Source organism: Bacillus sp. FSL K6-1145 (genome assembly GCF_038003425.1).
GTDB classification, from domain to species: Bacteria; Bacillota; Bacilli; order Bacillales; family Bacillaceae; genus Bacillus; species Bacillus pumilus.
The window spans coordinates 2,697,017-2,714,468 of sequence record NZ_JBBOPC010000001.1 but is presented as its reverse complement, the minus strand read 5'-3'; the positions used below and the strand labels follow the sequence as shown (position 1 = coordinate 2,714,468).

Sequence of the window (17,452 nt, the reverse complement as noted above, 5' to 3'; positions counted from 1 at the left end):
AGGTCACTGTGTTTCAACTGTTTTCAGCTCCTTCCAAATCGTTTGAAAGAGCTCTTGGAAATGCGGGGTCTGTCTCGCTTCAAATGGAGAGAGAGCCCTTATGTCGTCTGGAACGGTAAAGATTCGCTGGATAGAGCCTGGGTGCTTTGAGAATAAGAAAATGCGGTCACTCATCGCAATGGCTTCACCGATGTCATGTGTCACAAGGACTGCTGTTTTTTGATAGTCTTTTAATGTGTGAAAGACGAGATCTTCTAATGTGAGTTTTGTTTGGTAGTCTAGCGCTGAAAATGGCTCATCTAGTAAAAGCAGACCGGGATCAACTGCAAGCGTTCGGGCGAGAGCCGCACGCTGCCTCATTCCGCCAGACAGCTCCTTCGGATATTTTTCCTCGACTTCAGGCAGTCCAAGCTTTGGCAGTAAATCAAGGGCAGCTGAGGTGGCCTCATGCGAATCTTGTTTCGCAATTTTTAACCCGAGAATGACATTTTCCTTGATGGTCTTCCAAGGAAACAAATAATCTTGCTGGAGCATATAGCCGATTTGATGCTCCTGTTGATTTGGTTCTTTTCCTTCGATTAAAATTCGACCTTCAGAGGGCGGCGTAATTCCTGCGATGATAGACAGCAAGGTGGTTTTTCCGCAGCCGCTGGGACCAATAAATGAGATGAATTCACCTTGGTCTATCTCCATATTGATGTGCTGTATAGCTGTTGTTTTTTCTTTTAAAGAGAAGTACGTATGGGTCACATGGTCAATTTGAAGGAAAGACATGTGCTACCTCCTATTCTATTTGTGATCTGTGACCTTCTTTGCAATGGATGAATCGACAAGTTGTTTGTACGGAATAAATTCCGGCAATTCACCGCTCTCCTTCATGATTTCCTGCAATTTGTTCCATTCTTCTTCATTTAGAAGGGGATCTGTTGCATAGGAATCTTGCTGTTTGTAGCGTTTGATGGCAGTTGATAAGACATCAAGGTCTGTATCAGGAAAATGAGCTTGAATGGCCTTTGCAATCTCCTCAGGCTGCTTGGCTTCTACCCATTTCTGCGCTTTGTAAATGGCTCGGGTGAACGCTTCAGCGGTCTCTTTGTTTTCCTCTAAGTAACTCTTCTTTGCCATGAAGGTGGTATATGGCACCTTGCCAGAAGCTTCTCCAAAGGAGGCGGTAATGTACCCTTTACCTTCTTTTTCGAGTAAGGAAGCGGTCGGTTCGAATAACTGTACAAAATCGCCAGTTCCAGAGGAGAACGCACCTGAAATGTTGGCAAAATCAATATTTTGAATCATACGAAGATCCTTTTTTACATCAATGCCTTCTTTTTTCAAGACATATTCACCGACCATTTGCGGCATGCCGCCTTTCCGCTGTCCTAAGAAATCTTTACCTTTTAATTGATCCCAAGAGAATTGGTTTACTTTCTCCCTTGAAACAAGAAATGTGCCGTCTGTTTGCGTCAGCTGTGCAAAGTTTATGACAGAATCCTTTGTGTCTTGAGCCTCTACATAGATAGAGGATTCAGACCCGGTCAGTGCGATATCAGCACCGCCTGATAAGAGAGCTGTCATCGTTTTATCGCCGCCCCAAGTGGTTTTTAGTTCAACCTCCAGGCCTTCTTCTTTGAAGAAATCCTCTGATAAGGCGACATATAGCGGAGCATAAAAGACCGAATGGGTCACCTCGGCTACTTGTACGGTCTGCTCCTGTTCTTTTTTACAGGCGACAAATGGAATAAAGAGCAGGACGACGACGATGAATGCCAGTCTGACTTTGATGGAACGATTCAAGAGTAATTCGCCTCCTTTGTTCTAGATCACTATTAAAGTATGTGAAAAGGGATTTTTGGTGAGTGCCTAGATGAAAATAAGAAGCGCATTGTTTATTTATAGAACGCGTCTTTTTTTCTATACTAGAGGCATGAAGGCTTTCTTGAATTTGGCAGAAATAAAGGAGCGGTTTCGTGTATAGATTGAGTTGGGTATTTATTGGATGGTATTTAGTAGGTCTGATCTTAATGGTCTTTTTTGAAGTGCCAGCATGGCTTCAGTTTGCAAACGGAATCTTTCTTGTGCTGTATGCTTGCTGCGTCATAGAGATTGGGCGACAGATTTATGGCTCCTGGGGGTTTGTCATCAAAAGGGCAGTCATTGTCGGGGTGCTTACATTTACGGTGGAGTGGGTAGGGATCACAACGGGGTTCCCATTTGGGGCCTATGACTATTATCCGACGCTAGGTTTTCTAGTGGCGGGGGTGCCGTTAACCATTGCATTTGCTTGGGTTGGCGTGTTTTTAAACAGCCTTTTTTTATCCAATCAGCAGTCAAAGTGGAGACGAGCCGTCGAAACGGGGATATGGATTGTGTTGCTTGACCTCATATTAGATCCAGTAGCAGCTGAGCGGAAGTTTTGGGTGTGGTATGACGGCGGTGGGTTTTATGGTATTCCTTTTGAGAATTTTGTGAGCTGGGGTATGATTGGAGCAGGACTTTCATTTCTTTTCCCGCTTGTCTCAATTGATCAAAAGGCACTCAGCTGGACGAGTCGTATTTATCAGGCGATGGTGTTCTTTTTTGGTCTTTTGGCATTAAAGGGCGGACTCGATGTCATTTTTTATTTAGCACTGATCATTGTCATTTTGTGTGAAGGAAGGGTTCGATTTGAAAGAAAGCGACAAAAGCCGATCGTTTAGACGTCTATTTTCACTTTATCTAGAGCGATATTTGCTCCATAAGCATTTCCGCTGTGTGATGATGAAAGGCTCGGTGGACCCGAAGGAAAACCTGCCTGTTCTTTATCTCGCCAATCATAGCTCATGGTGGGATGGACTGATCATTTTTCTTTTAACAGAAAAGGCGTCTGAACTTGATCACTACATGATGATGGAAGAGAAGCAGCTGAAGCAATATGCTTTTTTCCGTAAGCTTGGGGCGTTTCCGGTTCATAAAGAGAACCTGAGAAGCGTGAAACAAGCTTTAATGATAGCAAAAGAGAACATGCAGGACGGCGGAGCGGTATGGCTTTTTCCACAGGGGAAAATTATGCATCAGGACGTGAGACCGCTTGAACTGGAAGGCGGGGCTTCTTTTTTAGTGAGGCAATTTGAGCAAGTCGTGGTGAAGCCTGTAACCTTGCAGTATACATTTAATCAATATCAAAAGCCGATAGTTTCTGTTGTGTTCGGTGATGATGCCATCGTATCTGGAAGCTCCCTGCGAAGCAAGGATATGACGCGTATGCTTGGCGATCTGCTTGAAACGCAGTTAAACAGGCATCAAGCACAGGTCATTGCGGATCCTGATTTTTCAATAAACGAAGAATTTAAACAGATCACAAGGACAAGTCAGTCAACAAGTGATGCGTTTGATTCTTTTAAAAAGTGGGTGAGAACATGGCGCTCTTCTTAACCGTAATCAGTGTGCTGCTGCTTTGCCAGTTTCTATTCACCATATGGAACATGAAGCAGTTTCCCGTGTTAAAGCCCGCTTCCTTTTCATCAGATGAACCCATTTCGTTATCGATACTGATTCCGGCTAGAAATGAGGAGAAACGGATAGAAGCCTGTCTTCAGTCGATCGTTAATCAGCGTCTTTATCCGAAAGAGGTGATTGTACTTGATGATCATTCGACCGATCAGACAAGAGCGATTGTGGAGCGCTTCTCACAAACATATCCATGGATTCGTGTGCAGTCAGGCCGGCCGTTAAAGCCAGGCTGGCTAGGAAAATCATACGCCTGTTCTCAGCTCGCTGAGGTGGCTGCTTCTGATTGGCTGCTTTTTTTAGATGCGGATGTCCGGTTGAAACGGGGAGCATTTGAAGCTGTGTACGAGCAGTTATGCGCGCAAAAAACGGGCATGCTGTCAGGCTTCCCAGAGCAAAAAACAGGCACTTTCTTTGAGCATCTTGTCGTTCCCATGATGATGTTTACCATTGGCTGTCATCTACCTGTGAAGTGGGTCAGAAAATCAAAGAATCCGGCTTTTGCCGCCGCGCATGGAGGCTTTATTGCCATTGAAAAGAATTGCTATCACGACATAGGCGGGCATGAAGCGATTAAGGATTCGCTAGTGGATGATATGGCATTGGCTAAACGGGTGAAGGAACAAGGCTTTCCGTTCACACTAGCAAACATTCATCCATTTGTGTATATGAGAATGTATGAGAGTGGACAAGAGGTATGGGAAGGTTACAGGAAAAATTTGTTTCCAGGTGTCAATCGAAGCATTGCTTTGTTAAGCAGTGTCTTTTGTTTATACACCCTGCTTTATTTGGCTCCTGTCATTTGCTTGATGCTGGCTTTGCTGCAGCTGAATGTGCTCAGTATATGCTTAGCCATTCTTTGCTACGGACTGGGTGTGTCGATCAAAGCTGCAATTGATATTGAGAACGGAAGAACATCTGCAATGGCCTTTTTATTACCGATCAGCATTTTAAGTCTGATCGCCATTGGCCTTGCTTCTATGAAAATCGGGCTGAAAAAAGAAGGGTATGAATGGAAAGGGAGAAGGTACGAATGAAAAAAGTGATCATCATCGGCGGCGGTCTTGGCGGATTATCAGCAGCGATCCGCTTACAGTCACGCGGAGTTCAGGTCACCATATTAGAAAAAGAAGCGGCTTTAGGCGGGAAATTGCAGCGTCATCAGGGGGCTGGCTACTCTTTTGATCTAGGACCGAGTACCATTACAATGAAGTCATACTTTGAGGAAGTGTTTGTTTCCTGTCATAGACGGATGGAGGATTACGTCACATTTTATCCGATTTCTCCTCTGACCAAAAATGTTTTTTCAGATGGACATACGGTCGAATTTACGCCGAATATTGAGCAGATGGAATCACAAATTGCAGCATTCAGTCCTGAAGATGCGAAGCAATACCGTGCATTTTTAAAGGAATCAAAGATGCTTTTTCAAAAGGCTGAGGATCAGTTTTTAAATCGCTTGTTATTGACGTGGAAGGATAAGGCGGATGTAAAGCTCGTGAAAGCCCTTCTCTCTGTCAAACCGTTTACAACCGTTCAACGCTTGCTGCGTCAATATTTCCATCATCCGCATACATTGGCGATGTTTGGACGGTATGCTACTTACATCGGCTCTTCTCCCTATCAGGCTCCGGCTATTTTTAATATGATGGCGTATTTAGAAGGGGAGAAAGGGGTATATGGCATAAAGGGCGGTACATATCGTTTAGTTGAAGCATTTGAGACTTTGGCAAAGGAATTAGGCGTACAGATTCACCTGAATGAACAAGTCAACAAGATTCATGTGAAGGACCGGCGAATCAAAGGAGTAGAAACGGCTCACCAGATGTATGAAGCAGATCAAGTCATTTCCGGAGCGGACGCGCTGACTGTCTACCGCCATCTGATTGATGAAAAAGACCGCCCAAGCTTTTTAAATCAAAAGCTTACTGTCATTGAACCGTCACTATCTGGCTTTGTTCTCTTATTAGGTGTACCTAAAGTCTATGAACAGCTGTCCCATCACAATGTGTTTTTCCCAGAGAATTATGAGCAAGAATTCAAGGATATTTTTCAGAAAAAACAACTGCCTCAGGATCCAACGCTTTACATCTGTTATTCAGGTCATTCAGAACCAGCTTTAAGCGGAGGACCGGGAAGAAGCAACTTGTTTGTACTGGCGAATGCGCCTTATGTGACAAATGAGCACGATTGGGACATGCTAAAGGAGACATACCCGCAGCATATGAAAACAAAATTAAAGGAAAAGGGTCTCTTTGATCTGGATAAGGTGGCCGAATATGAAGCGGTTCAAACTCCGCTTGATCTGCAGCAGAAAACGGGCGCATATCATGGAGCCATTTATGGTATGTCTTCCAACTCGTTCAAGCAGGCGTTCTTCCGCATCAATAATCAGTCAAAGGACATTGAAGGGCTATGGTTTGTTGGAGGAACGAGTCATCCAGGCGGCGGCACGCCGATGGTGACTAAATCAGGTCAGCTCGTTGCAGAAGCGATCATCAAGCATTTGACGTAAGAACAGATGAAAAGGAGAGAAATCAAGTGATTGTGGAAAAAAGAAGGTTTCCGTCCCCCCATCCGCATATTCACTTATTTACAGTGACCTATGAGGCAGATGGACTTCGGATCAAAGGGCTGCTCGCAGAACCGGCCGGAGAAGGTCTCTATGACGGCTTTTTGTATTTAAGAGGCGGCATAAAAAATGTGGGAATGGTCAGACCAGGCCGGATTGTGCAATTTGCCGCGCAGGGATTTGTTGTATTTGCGCCCTTTTACCGAGGAAATCAGGGAGGCGAAGGGAACGAAGACTTTGCCGGAGAGGACCGGAAAGATGCTTTTGCTGCCTTTCAGTTGTTAAAGCATCATAAAAAGGTGAAGCAGGAGAGTATTCATATCTTTGGTTTTTCGCGCGGAGGCATTATGGGCATTTGGACCGCTGTTGAAATGAAACAGGAGGCCGCTTCCTTTGTGACATGGGGAGGCGTCAGTGATATGAAGCTCACCTATGAAGAGCGTGTGGATATGAGAAGGATGATGAAACGTGTGATTGGCGGTCCCCCGCACAAAGTGCCAGAGGCCTATGAGGATAGAACGCCTTTAAATGATGTAGACAAAATTGAAGCGCCTGTTCTCATCATCCACGGAGAAGAGGATCAGAATGTATCCATTGAGCATGCGTATTTATTAGAAGATGCGCTGCGCCAGCACGGAAAGTCAGTGGAGACTTGGTATTTCCATGGATACAACCATTATTTTCCGCCGCAGCATAATCGGGAAATTGTCAGAAGGCTGACGACGTGGATGCACAGCCGGAAAAGCGGAAATGTGGTAAAATAAGCAGTATAACGAATTTTAGAAAGTAGGGGGATTTTCAATATGGGAATGCCTGTTGAATTTAATACAATGATTGTCACGAAGGGAAAAGAGACAAGAATTGAAGAGAATGTATTTGAGCTCATGAAGGAAGGGTACCGCATTTATCCATTAAATATTCCGCTTGAGGTGCGTAAAACGAAAGACGGAGAAAAAACAGGGACAGCACACGTTGAAAAGCTAGAGCTTACAGACAATGTGACAAAGGTCACTTACCGTCTCGTCTCATTACATTCAACAAACTAACAAAAAAAGCTGAGGGAATGATTCCCCTCAGCTTTTGTCATTTGATTATACGAGTGGTCCGCCTTTGGCTTCAATGTCACTTGCTGCGTGGCTGAATTTTTGGAAGTTCTTTTTAAATTCATTGGCAAGGAAGTGTGCTTTTTCTTGATAAGCCTCTTGGTCATCCCATGTTTTAGAAGGTTGAAGCACTTCATCTGGAACGCCAGGAATATGAAGCGGGATGTGTAATCCAAAGATGTCATCAGTGATCATTTCGGCGTTGTCGAGGTCGCCTTCGATCGCTGCTTGCACCATTGCTCTTGTATGCGCTAGGTTCATACGTTTGCCTGTACCATAGCCTCCGCCAGTCCAACCTGTATTCACAAGGAATACTTTTGCGCCGTGCTCATCAATTTTCTTGCCAAGCATTTCAGCATAAACGTGAGCTGGAAGCGGCAAGAATGGTGAACCGAAGCAAGTAGAGAATGTCGTTTCTGGTGATGTGACACCGCGCTCAGTTCCTGCTAATTTACTTGTGTAACCGCTCAAGAAATGGTACATCGCCTGTTCTTTTGTTAAACGGCTGATTGGAGGTAAAACGCCAAATGCATCAGCTGTTAAGAAGACAATGGCAGATGGGTGTCCTGCGATACTTGGCGTCACGATGTTATCAATCATTTCGATTGGGTAAGCAGCGCGTGTGTTTTCAGTAAAGAACGTGTCATCATAATCCGCTTCACGTGTTTCTTCATCAAGCACAACATTTTCAAGAACTGATCCGAAGCTGATGGCTTTGTAGATTTGCGGTTCTTTTTCTTCGCTTAAGTTCACACATTTCGCATAGCATCCGCCCTCAATATTGAAGACTCCTGAGCCAGACCAGCCGTGTTCATCGTCACCGATCAGCTTGCGGCTTGCGCTTGCAGAAAGCGTCGTTTTCCCAGTACCTGAAAGGCCGAAGAATAGTGCGACATCGCCTTCTTGACCGACGTTTGCTGAGCAGTGCATGGATAAAATATCTTGCTCAGGAAGCAGGTAGTTCATGACAGAGAAGATGGACTTTTTCATCTCTCCTGCATACTCTGTTCCACCGATCAGAATGGTACGTTTTTCAAAAGAAACGATAATAAACGTTTCAGAGTTTGTGCCATCTGTTTCAGGATCTGCTTTAAAATGCGGTGCAGATAAGATGGTAAACGGTTTTTCGTTTGAAGAAGGTGTTGATCCGTCAGGTCTGATGAATAGCTGCTTTGCAAAGAGATTGTGCCATGCAAATTCGTTTACCACTGTAATTGGCATACGGTATCTTTCATCTGCACCGGCAAATCCTTCAAAGACGAATAGTTCATCACGTTCTTTTAAGTATGAAACAACCTTTGTATATAAACGGTCAAATGCTTCTTTAGAAATCGGCTGGTTGACTTGACCCCAATCAATTTTATGTTCAGAGCTTTCTTCTTTCACGATAAATTTATCTTTAGGCGAACGTCCTGTGTAGGCACCCGTTGTAGCACGGACAGCTCCTGTTGATGTTAAAACGCCTTCATCACGTGCCAAAATCTTTTCAACAAGTTTCGGAACAGATAAATTTTGGTGCGTATTTTCTAATGAGAGCAATGACTGCAAATCTTCTTTTAAATCCACTGAGTTCATAAAAAAACCCTTCCTTTACCGTTGAATTTGTTTTGTTTCGATTAGTATAACACATTCATAACAATAGTCTATACTATTTAAATATTTTTGTGTGTGTTTTTTCATTTCTGCTATGAAAATATGCTTTTTGGTGATGCTAATATTGAGGTGAAAAAAGGGGAAGAAAATTCTGATGAAGCATTGACATGATGCAAGTATTTAAGATAAGATATCTTATTGAACGGATACTCTTATCCCGAGTTGGTGGAGGGACAGGCCCGATGAAGCCCAGCAACCGGTTTCTTATGAAAAGGCATGAATATGCTGAGAAACCAAGGTGCTAACCTGATGCAAGGTACAAGAACACCTTGAGCGATAAGAGTGAAAGGCATGCGATCTCAGACCCTTTCCTCGCAATGAAGGAAATGGTTTTTTTATTTTTGGGATATCATATGAACAAATTGCCAATAACATCTCTAATAGAAACGTTTTCAAATATAAGAGGGAACGAGTTCCGTATCATATTGGAGACCTCATCTTGGGATGATGTGGTCTTGTACAGGAGGAAATAGCCATTATGAGTCAAAATCGTCGTTTATTTACTTCAGAATCAGTGACGGAAGGACATCCGGATAAAATCTGTGATCAAATTTCAGACAGCATTTTGGATGAAATTTTAAAGAAAGATCCAAATGCACGTGTTGCCTGTGAAACTTCTGTTACAACGGGTCTCGTATTAGTAAGCGGAGAAATTACAACGTCTACTTATGTCGATATTCCAAAGACGGTGCGTGACACGATTAAGGAAATTGGCTACACGCGTGCGAAATATGGTTTTGATGCGGAAACATGTGCAGTGCTCACATCTATTGATGAACAGTCTGCTGATATTGCGCAAGGTGTAGACAAAGCGCTTGAAGCACGTGAAGGCACAATGACTGAAGAAGAACTTGATGCGATTGGTGCAGGTGACCAAGGATTGATGTTTGGTTTTGCCAACAACGAAACCGAAGAACTTATGCCGCTGCCGATTTCACTAGCGCATAAATTATCTCTCCGTTTAACTGAAGTACGCAAGGATCAAACACTTGCTTATCTACGTCCAGATGGAAAAACACAAGTAACAGTAGAATATGATGACCAAAATAAACCTGTTCGTATTGATACAGTGGTTATTTCAACGCAGCATGCACCAGAAGTAACGCTTGAACAAATTCAAAGCGACTTAAAAGAGCATGTCATCCGCCCTGTCGTTCCAAGTGAACTAATTGATGAACAGACAAAATACTTTATTAACCCAACTGGCCGTTTCGTGATCGGTGGACCTCAAGGGGATGCTGGTTTAACTGGACGTAAAATCATCGTTGATACGTATGGCGGATACGCTCGTCATGGCGGCGGTGCTTTCTCTGGGAAGGACGCAACAAAGGTTGACCGTTCTGCGGCATACGCTGCTCGTTACGTAGCGAAAAACATCGTAGCTGCTGGCCTTGCAGATTCTTGTGAAGTACAGCTTGCTTATGCAATTGGTGTTGCACAGCCTGTATCGATTTCAATTGATACTTTCGGAACAGGAAAAGCTTCTGAAGAAAAATTAATTGAAGTGGTTCGTGCGAACTTCGATCTTCGTCCAGCTGGCATTATTAAAATGCTTGACCTGCGTCGTCCGATCTACAAACAAACAGCTGCATACGGACATTTCGGCCGTCATGATTTAGATCTTCCGTGGGAAAAAACGGATAAAGCCGATACGCTTCGCAAGGAAGCATTAGGACAATAACAACATATAAAACCGCTTATTTTAAGCGGTTTTCCTTTTGATTAAAAAAAATTCTACAAAAAGCGAAAAAATGTGAAACAAAATCGGACAAATAACTGTCTAATTATAGGTCTACTTTTAAGAAATAACATAACGTGGAGGCAATAATATGTGTGGGTTTGTTGGTGTGTTTAATCACCGTCCATTGTCCGAAACTACTGAGCAGGAAGAGTTAATTAAACAAATGAATCGTCTCATCGTTCACCGTGGTCCGGATGATGAGGGGTACTTTCATGATGAGCATGTAGGATTTGGATTTAGACGTTTAAGTATTATAGATGTTGAACACGGAAAGCAGCCGCTTTCTTATGAAGATGAAAAGTACTGGATTATTTTTAACGGGGAAATTTATAACTATGTGGAGCTGAAGGAAGAGCTTGTGAAAAAGGGCTATACGTTCAGCACAGATTCTGATACGGAAGTACTGCTTGCCACATACCGTCATTATAAAGAAGAAGCGGCTTCTAAGCTTCGCGGCATGTTTGCATTTTTAATTTGGGATAAAGAAGCGCAGCAATTATATGGCGCAAGAGATCCTTTTGGCATCAAACCGCTTTATTTCACACAAATGGATGAGCAAGTGTACTTTGCGTCTGAGCGCAAAAGCTTGATGGCTGTGAACGAGAACATTTTATTTGATGAGACTTCATTGCAGCAGTACATGTCGTTCCAATTCGTTCCTGAGCCAAATACGCTTGATCAAAAGGTGCATAAAGTTGAGCCTGGTCATCAGTTTATTTTACGCCCAGGACAGGAGATCGAATTTAAGACATACTGGAAAGTTCAATTTAAGCCTGAGCAAACACAAGAACAGAAGCTGATTGAAGAAGTACGCGATGCAATCTATGATTCTGTGAAAGTTCACATGAGAAGTGATGTACCTGTTGGTTCATTCCTATCAGGTGGTATTGATTCTTCCTTCATCGTGTCTGTCGCAAAGGAATTACACCCTGAGCTAAAGACATTCTCTGTTGGCTTCCAGCAGGATGGCTTTAGTGAAGTCGATGTCGCGAAGGAAACAGCTGACAAGCTAGGCTTACAAAACTTCAGCGCCGTCATTTCTCCAGAGGAATATATGAACGAGCTTCCGAAGATTGTCTGGCATTTAGACGATCCTTTAGCTGATCCGGCAGCAATTCCATTGTATTTCGTGGCAAAAGAAGCGAAGAAACAAGTGACGGTTGTTCTTTCAGGTGAAGGAGCGGACGAGCTGTTCGGTGGATATAATATTTACCGTGAGCCTCTTTCTCTTAAACCATTTGAATCTGTACCATCTATGCTGAAAAAGCTTCTTCTTCGTCTGGCTCGTTTAATGCCAGAAGGAATGAAAGGGAAGAGCTTTATCGTTCGCGGCTGTACGCCATTAGAGGAACGTTATATCGGTAATGCGAAAATCTTTGAAGAGCCAGTGAAGAAAAATCTCCTCAAACATTATGATCCAAGCATCACATATCGTGACATAACGAAGACATACTTCGAGGAAAGCGCAGGCTACAGTGATATTAACAAAATGCAATATGTTGATATCCATACGTGGATGCGCGGAGACATCTTATTGAAAGCAGACAAGATGACGATGGCGAATTCTCTTGAGCTTCGTGTTCCATTCCTTGATAAGGTCGTTTTTGAAGCGGCTTCTAAAATTCCAGAAGAGCTGAAAACAAAAGATGGCACAACGAAATATTTATTGCGTAAAGCAGCAGAAGGCATTGTGCCTGACCATGTGTTAAACCGTAAAAAGCTTGGTTTCCCTGTGCCAATTCGTCATTGGTTGAAAAATGAGATGAATGCTTGGGCAAAAGACATCATCAAAAACAGTCAAACAGATGAATACATTAACAAAGAGTATGTGCTTGATTTATTAAATGAGCATTGTGCTGGTAAAGCAGATCATAGCCGTAAGATTTGGACCGTCCTTATCTTTATGATTTGGCACAGCATTTATGTGGAGCGCAGCATTGATCCAGAGCAGTTGAATCATCAACCGAAAGAAGTTATCTTTAGTTAATGAAAAAAGGTTTTCAGCACAAAGCTGAAAACCTTTTTTGTTATGATAGAAAGTGGCGGAAAAGGGTAAAATAACAAGCGGTTCATAGTTATTGCTTAATATCCTGAAAAAAACATGATAAAGTGAAGATAACGCGTATGATGTTAACGGGGTATAAGGGAACGATAGTATTGTCCTTTTTCTACATATTCTCTACGGATTCTGTCCATGTCTTGGATATCTTCATCTGTTAACTGCCGGACGACCTTGGCTGGACGGCCGTAAGCGAGTGATCCTTTTGGAATGATCTTTCCTTGAGGGACAAGACTACCTGCACCGATAAAGGCACCTTCGCCAATTTCTGCACCATCGAGAATGATAGACCCCATACCAATGAGGGCATTTTTTCGAATGATTGAGCTATGTAATGTGACTTGGTGTCCAATGGTAGCACCATCTTCTATTAGAAGTGTTTTTCCAGGACTTTGATGCAGACAGGATAAATCTTGAATATTGACGTTTTTTCCAATTCTCACAGGAGCGACATCGCCTCTTATGACGGTTTGGAACCACACGCTCGAATATTCTCCAATCGTGACATCTCCTGTAATGGTGGCGTTATCTGCGACAAAGACCGATTCATGAATCTCAGGTGTAAACTGATGATATGGATAAATCACTTTTTCGACTTCCTTTCTTAATACAACATTTGTGAGGTGTTTACTTTGTGGACTTGGCATGCTGAAAGACCAGTTGGTACAATTGTGATAGTACATGGTGCGAGTGAATATCACGGCCGATATAAATGGCTGATCGAAATGTGGCGAAATGCCGGCTATCACGTCGTCATGGGTGACCTGCCTGGGCAAGGGACGTCGACACGTGCGCGCGGCCACATTCGTTCGTTTCAAGAATACATTGATACAGTAGATGAATGGATCGAACATGCGAAATCATTCAGGCTTCCTACTTTTTTACTTGGACACAGTATGGGCGGACTCATTTCAATTGAGTGGGTCAAGCAGTATACCCATACGAAGATTGATGGCCTTATTTTATCATCACCTTGTTTAGGTCTGCAATTTAAACCGAAGAAGCTAATGGATTTTGCATCAAAAGGTCTAAATGTGCTGGCACCGTCCTTTAAAGTCGAGTCAGGGCTGTCGATTGAACTAGCCACACGAAATCAGGCTGTGATTGAGGCAGACTCAAATGATTCCCTTTACGTAACAAAGGTGTCGGTCCGCTGGTACCGAGAGCTGATCAAAAATATTGATGCAGCCATGCAGCCAACGAATGTTTTTAAATCGATTCCGCTCCTTTTAATGCAGGCGGGCGATGATAAGATCGTCGATAAAACGAGGGTGATCAAATGGTTCAATGGCATTGAATCAACCAATAAATCATATCGTGAATGGGAAGAGCTGTATCACGAAATTTTTAATGAACCGGAAAGAGAAGATGTGTTTAAGGCAGCAAGAGCCTTTACAGATCAATATATTTGATGGTGAGCTTTTAAGTTAGGGGTGGATTGATTTGTCAGTACCAGAGCGTCCTTTTGCACTGATGACAAAGGTGTATAAAGATATTTTTCCGCTTGTTCATCAGGAGCTAAAAAAGTGGCGGGCTCATGCAGAAATGATTGAAAATGAAGAACTGCGTACGCAGGCGTTAGCGAGCATATCGAGTAAAACCTTCCACTGCGAAGGTGGAGGTATCTTATCTCTTCTAGCAGGTGAGGCGAAAGAAACGTGTATTGAATTCATTGTGGCGTATCAAACCATCAGTGATTACTTAGATAACCTGTGTGACCGCAGTACGTCGCTTGATCCAAAAGATTTTCATATGCTGCATCAAGCGATGAGAGATGCGCTTGATATTCATGCTGAGCTCAAGCCTTACTACCAATTCCGTGATGATCAAGAGGATCATGGGTATTTACACGCGCTTGTCCGCACATGCCAAGACGTGCTGTCGCGTCTTAAGCATTATCCGATCATTCAGCCATATTTACACACGCTGTGCGATTACTACAGTGATTTGCAAGTACATAAACACGTCGTTCCTCATGAGCGGGTTCCGCGACTAGAGTCATGGTTCCGCCAATATGAAAAGGATTTGCCTAAGATGGAATGGTATGAATTTTCAGCTTGTGCAGGATCAACGTTAGGGATTTTCTGTCTTGTGGCGTACGCGCTGCAACCGGACTTTACAGAAAAGCAGGCGAAGCAAATTTATGAAAGTTATTTCCCTTATATTCAAGGTCTGCACATTTTACTTGATTATTTAATTGACCAAGAAGAAGACCGGCTTGGAGGAGATCTGAACTTTTGCTCCTACTATGCCTCTCATCATGAGATGATGGATAGACTTCAGCATTTTATTGAAAAAGCGGATGAGCAGCTGAAAGGCATTCCGCACGAAAACTTTCACAAATTAATTAACAGAGGATTATTGGCAGTCTATTTGTCCGATGAAAAAGTGACAGCCCAAAAAGAGATGAATAAGCTGGCAAAACGGCTGATCAAATCAAGCGGGAAAACATCGTTCTTTTTCTATATCAACGGAAGAGCCTACCGGACCTATCAGAAAATGCCTTGGATGAAATCCTCATAAAAAAGCTCAAATCCATTAGGATTTGAGCTTTAGTTTTTTTCAATGGCGACCACAAAAGGCGGGTCGTTTTGAATATTCATGTATTGATATGATAAAACTTGTACCTCTTCATGAGGAAGTGATCTGCAATAGTCGAGAAGCACTTCTTTTTCTTTTTTCCCTTCGGGGTGTCCATGATAAATCACAAGGACGATCAGACCTCCGGGTTGAAGCCAGTCGAGGAGCTGCTCAATGGCTTTAATGGTTGTTTCGGCCTGAGTAGTGACGGCTTTATCGCCTCCGGGCAAGTACCCAAGGTTAAACACCGCGCCAGAGATATGTCCATAAACATCTCTTGGCAAGTGTTGAGCCAGTTTTTCATGACCATCGTGAATGAGATGAACATATGGATATCCCTCGCCAAGCCTTTTACGCGTCTGCTGTATGGCTTCTTCTTGTACGTCGAATGCGAAAACTTGTCCATCATGACCGACAAGATCAGCTAAATAGAGTGTATCGTGGCCATTTCCCATCGTTGCATCAATGACGATGTCGCCTTTTTGACAAGCCCGTTCTAACAGCTCTTTACTAAAAGGGAGCATGCGTTTCAAGATCATTTTGCTGCTTCTTCCAATCTGACGAAACGTTTGCCTTGGTAGCTGTTACGTCTTTCAAGCTCAGCATTAATGGCATTTAATACTTCCCATTTGTTTACACTCCACATTGGACCAACCATTAATTCAATCGGGCCATCGCCTGTAATACGATGAATAATCATTTCTGGCGGCAGGATCTCCAGCTGATCACAAACAAGCTGGACATATTCTTCCTGGCTTAGAAACTCCAATTTGCCTTTTTCATATTGCTTGACCATTGGGGTTCCTTTTAAAAGGTGAAGCAAATGAATTTTAATTCCTTGCACATCTAAATCAGCAACAGCTTTTGCTGTCTCCATCATCATGTCCCGGTTTTCAAGAGGCAAGCCGTTGATGATATGCGAGCAGACACGAATGCCGTGTTTTCGCAGTTTTTCTACACCTTCTACGTAGCATTCATAATCATGGGCACGGTTAATGAGCATCGCTGTCCGTTCATGAACCGTTTGAAGACCAAGCTCTACCCAGAGATAAGTGCGCTCATTTAAATCAGCTAAATACTCCACCACGTCATCTGGCAGGCAGTCAGGTCTTGTCGCAATAGATAAACCAACTACACCATCCAAATTCATCACGGTTTCAAATTTTTCCTTTAAAACAGGAAGCGGGGCGTGTGTGTTTGTATACGCCTGAAAATAGGCCATATATTTTCCGTCTTTCCATTTTGTATGCATCCGGTCTTTGATTTCGTTAAATTGAGTGACGAGATCATCCGCCCGGTTTCCTGCAAAGTCACCAGATCCTGCGGCACTGCAAAATGTACAGCCTCCATGGGCTACAGTACCATCACGGTTTGGGCAGTCAAAGCCACCGTCTAAGGCCACTTTAAAAACTTTATGACCAAAGTGCTCTCGCAAATGATAGTTCCATGTGTGATAGCGTTTTTCGCTGTTTGAATATAAAAAAGGGTTATGCTGATCCAAGTCAGTAACCTCCTTGCGTAATAATAGGCATCCTTAAAGTTTAACAAAAATCATGAAGGAGGACAATTGAATCTGTCCAACATTTTCTTTAGTGAAAAAGCTTTACGTGGGCAAAATAGGCGGGAGCAATGATGAAATGGAGGGAATGCAAGATGGCAACAAGGCAGTCAATCGATGAATTTATCCAAAAAAGTACTGAAACCCTTGAGTTTGCAAATGAGCAATTTGATTTGAACTTACGCCAAGAGCATTATAATGAGGACGAATTTTCTAAGGCACAGCTTATGCTTGAAGATGCGGTGAACGAATTAGAAAAATTAAAAGATGTCGCCAATGACCAGCAAAGAGAGCGGTTAGACAGGGCACGTGTTCAAATGCAAAGCTTGCAAAATCAAATGATTTTAGGCATTTCTTACGACAACGAATGATGAACAGATCCTTTTTTAAAGGGTCTGTTTTTTATTTTTTGAAAGGCTATTGACTTTTTATTTAAGTGTCTATATTGTATTAAGTGTACTACATCAACTAATACACTAAAGACACTTAAAAAGTGAAGAAAGGTGTTTAACCATGAAAAAAGAAAAAAAACCAATCAATTTGAAGTGGATGGTGCTGGCTGTTGTGTTAGCATGTACATTTTTTTTCGTTCTCGTTTTCATTGGTTTTGAAGTTCAAAAAGATTTGATACTTAATTCAATCCCTTTAATGCAAGGGCATGAACAAGCAATAGGACTGCAAAAGCATGAATGAGGAAAGAGGG

18 protein-coding genes and 1 riboswitch are annotated in these 17,452 nt (G+C 42.8%); of the genes, 12 read left to right on the top strand and 6 right to left on the bottom strand.

Annotation, left to right across the window (positions count from 1 at the left end; all coding sequences use genetic code 11):
• Nucleotides 1-3: 3 nt before the first annotated feature.
• Nucleotides 4-774 carry an ABC transporter ATP-binding protein gene (locus tag MHH41_RS13685; RefSeq protein WP_044142147.1) on the bottom strand — a complete coding sequence of 257 codons (771 nt, stop codon included), beginning with the start codon at nucleotides 772-774 and terminating at the stop codon, nucleotides 4-6.
• 15 nt (nucleotides 775-789) lie between these two features.
• Nucleotides 790-1,791, bottom strand: coding sequence for an ABC transporter substrate-binding protein (locus MHH41_RS13680; RefSeq protein ID WP_003217688.1), 1,002 nt, complete (start codon nucleotides 1,789-1,791; stop codon nucleotides 790-792).
• A gap of 173 nt (nucleotides 1,792-1,964) precedes the next feature.
• Between MHH41_RS13680 and MHH41_RS13675 the strand changes: the two genes are divergently transcribed.
• From MHH41_RS13675 to MHH41_RS13650, 6 genes are read left to right on the top strand one after another with little or no spacing between them, the layout of a single operon-like run.
• Nucleotides 1,965-2,693 carry a carotenoid biosynthesis protein gene (locus MHH41_RS13675; RefSeq protein ID WP_251190195.1) on the top strand — a complete coding sequence of 243 codons (729 nt, stop codon included), beginning with the start codon at nucleotides 1,965-1,967 and terminating at the stop codon, nucleotides 2,691-2,693.
• On the top strand, nucleotides 2,662-3,408 hold the full coding sequence (locus tag MHH41_RS13670; protein ID WP_212046430.1) for a lysophospholipid acyltransferase family protein: 747 nt from the start codon (nucleotides 2,662-2,664) through the stop codon (nucleotides 3,406-3,408). The genes MHH41_RS13675 and MHH41_RS13670 overlap by 32 nt, the downstream gene beginning before the upstream one ends.
• Nucleotides 3,393-4,520: a glycosyltransferase gene (locus MHH41_RS13665; protein ID WP_340866457.1), complete on the top strand. Its 1,128-nt coding sequence runs from the start codon at nucleotides 3,393-3,395 to the stop codon at nucleotides 4,518-4,520. The genes MHH41_RS13670 and MHH41_RS13665 overlap by 16 nt, the downstream gene beginning before the upstream one ends.
• Nucleotides 4,517-5,998, top strand: coding sequence for a phytoene desaturase family protein (locus MHH41_RS13660; protein WP_340866456.1), 1,482 nt, complete (start codon nucleotides 4,517-4,519; stop codon nucleotides 5,996-5,998). The genes MHH41_RS13665 and MHH41_RS13660 overlap by 4 nt, the downstream gene beginning before the upstream one ends.
• 26 nt (nucleotides 5,999-6,024) lie before the next feature.
• Entirely contained in the window at nucleotides 6,025-6,819 is a 795-nt protein-coding gene (locus MHH41_RS13655) for an alpha/beta hydrolase family protein (RefSeq protein WP_253622313.1), read from the top strand.
• 39 nt (nucleotides 6,820-6,858) lie between these two features.
• Complete coding sequence (locus MHH41_RS13650) at nucleotides 6,859-7,101, top strand: DUF2584 domain-containing protein (protein ID WP_003217584.1); 243 nt, start codon at nucleotides 6,859-6,861, stop codon at nucleotides 7,099-7,101.
• Between the two features lie 45 nt (nucleotides 7,102-7,146).
• On the opposite strand, the gene pckA is transcribed toward MHH41_RS13650, so the two are convergent.
• Nucleotides 7,147-8,733 (bottom strand): phosphoenolpyruvate carboxykinase (ATP), encoded by a 1,587-nt coding sequence (gene pckA / locus MHH41_RS13645; RefSeq protein ID WP_003217554.1) that lies wholly within the window; start codon nucleotides 8,731-8,733, stop codon nucleotides 7,147-7,149.
• Between the two features lie 227 nt (nucleotides 8,734-8,960).
• Nucleotides 8,961-9,094, top strand: a riboswitch (SAM riboswitch).
• Between the two features lie 195 nt (nucleotides 9,095-9,289).
• Between pckA and metK the strand changes: the two genes are divergently transcribed.
• Together metK and asnB are read left to right on the top strand one after the other, a co-directional pair.
• Entirely contained in the window at nucleotides 9,290-10,492 is a 1,203-nt protein-coding gene (metK, locus tag MHH41_RS13640) for a methionine adenosyltransferase (RefSeq protein WP_050943510.1), read from the top strand.
• 148 nt (nucleotides 10,493-10,640) lie between these two features.
• Complete coding sequence (gene asnB, locus MHH41_RS13635) at nucleotides 10,641-12,539, top strand: asparagine synthase (glutamine-hydrolyzing) (protein ID WP_106028996.1); 1,899 nt, start codon at nucleotides 10,641-10,643, stop codon at nucleotides 12,537-12,539.
• A gap of 143 nt (nucleotides 12,540-12,682) precedes the next feature.
• Here asnB and MHH41_RS13630 read toward each other — a convergent pair whose 3' ends face one another.
• The gene (locus MHH41_RS13630) at nucleotides 12,683-13,198 is read right to left on the bottom strand and encodes a gamma carbonic anhydrase (RefSeq protein ID WP_310024086.1); all 516 of its coding nucleotides are present in this window, start codon (nucleotides 13,196-13,198) and stop codon (nucleotides 12,683-12,685) included.
• A 45-nt stretch (nucleotides 13,199-13,243) separates the two neighbouring features.
• Here MHH41_RS13630 and MHH41_RS13625 point away from each other — a divergent pair, with 45 nt between their 5' ends.
• Together MHH41_RS13625 and MHH41_RS13620 are read left to right on the top strand one after the other, a co-directional pair.
• Nucleotides 13,244-14,023: an alpha/beta hydrolase gene (locus MHH41_RS13625; protein WP_003217757.1), complete on the top strand. Its 780-nt coding sequence runs from the start codon at nucleotides 13,244-13,246 to the stop codon at nucleotides 14,021-14,023.
• 31 nt (nucleotides 14,024-14,054) lie between these two features.
• A complete protein-coding gene (locus MHH41_RS13620; RefSeq protein WP_050943513.1) occupies nucleotides 14,055-15,134 on the top strand; it encodes a tetraprenyl-beta-curcumene synthase family protein in 1,080 nt (359 codons plus the stop codon).
• 29 nt (nucleotides 15,135-15,163) lie between these two features.
• Here the strand turns inward: MHH41_RS13620 and MHH41_RS13615 are convergent, their stop codons facing one another.
• Nucleotides 15,164-15,730: a class I SAM-dependent methyltransferase gene (locus MHH41_RS13615; RefSeq protein ID WP_340866455.1), complete on the bottom strand. Its 567-nt coding sequence runs from the start codon at nucleotides 15,728-15,730 to the stop codon at nucleotides 15,164-15,166.
• Entirely contained in the window at nucleotides 15,727-16,692 is a 966-nt protein-coding gene (locus MHH41_RS13610) for a TIGR01212 family radical SAM protein (protein ID WP_340866454.1), read from the bottom strand. The genes MHH41_RS13615 and MHH41_RS13610 overlap by 4 nt, the downstream gene beginning before the upstream one ends.
• Before the next feature lie 152 nt (nucleotides 16,693-16,844).
• On the opposite strand from MHH41_RS13610, the gene MHH41_RS13605 reads away from it, so the two are divergent.
• The gene (locus MHH41_RS13605) at nucleotides 16,845-17,120 is read left to right on the top strand and encodes a YtzC family protein (RefSeq protein ID WP_003217632.1); all 276 of its coding nucleotides are present in this window, start codon (nucleotides 16,845-16,847) and stop codon (nucleotides 17,118-17,120) included.
• Between the two features lie 142 nt (nucleotides 17,121-17,262).
• Nucleotides 17,263-17,442 carry a hypothetical protein gene (locus tag MHH41_RS13600; RefSeq protein ID WP_003217546.1) on the top strand — a complete coding sequence of 60 codons (180 nt, stop codon included), beginning with the start codon at nucleotides 17,263-17,265 and terminating at the stop codon, nucleotides 17,440-17,442.
• Nucleotides 17,443-17,452: the final 10 nt, after the last annotated feature.

Excerpts from the sequence above, each read along its gene's own strand:
- MHH41_RS13600 (WP_003217546.1), top strand. The coding sequence starts at position 17,263 with ATGAAAAAAGAAAAAAAACCAATCAATTTGAAGTGGATGGTGCTGGCT.
- metK (WP_050943510.1), top strand. The coding sequence starts at position 9,290 with ATGAGTCAAAATCGTCGTTTATTTACTTCAGAATCAGTGACGGAAGGA.
- asnB (WP_106028996.1), top strand. The coding sequence starts at position 10,641 with ATGTGTGGGTTTGTTGGTGTGTTTAATCACCGTCCATTGTCCGAAACT.
- MHH41_RS13650 (WP_003217584.1), top strand. The coding sequence starts at position 6,859 with ATGGGAATGCCTGTTGAATTTAATACAATGATTGTCACGAAGGGAAAA.
- MHH41_RS13605 (WP_003217632.1), top strand. The coding sequence starts at position 16,845 with ATGGCAACAAGGCAGTCAATCGATGAATTTATCCAAAAAAGTACTGAA.
- MHH41_RS13685 (WP_044142147.1), bottom strand. The coding sequence starts at position 774 with ATGTCTTTCCTTCAAATTGACCATGTGACCCATACGTACTTCTCTTTA.
- MHH41_RS13660 (WP_340866456.1), top strand. The coding sequence starts at position 4,517 with ATGAAAAAAGTGATCATCATCGGCGGCGGTCTTGGCGGATTATCAGCA.
- MHH41_RS13615 (WP_340866455.1), bottom strand. The coding sequence starts at position 15,730 with ATGATCTTGAAACGCATGCTCCCTTTTAGTAAAGAGCTGTTAGAACGG.
- pckA (WP_003217554.1), bottom strand. The coding sequence starts at position 8,733 with ATGAACTCAGTGGATTTAAAAGAAGATTTGCAGTCATTGCTCTCATTA.
- MHH41_RS13665 (WP_340866457.1), top strand. The coding sequence starts at position 3,393 with ATGGCGCTCTTCTTAACCGTAATCAGTGTGCTGCTGCTTTGCCAGTTT.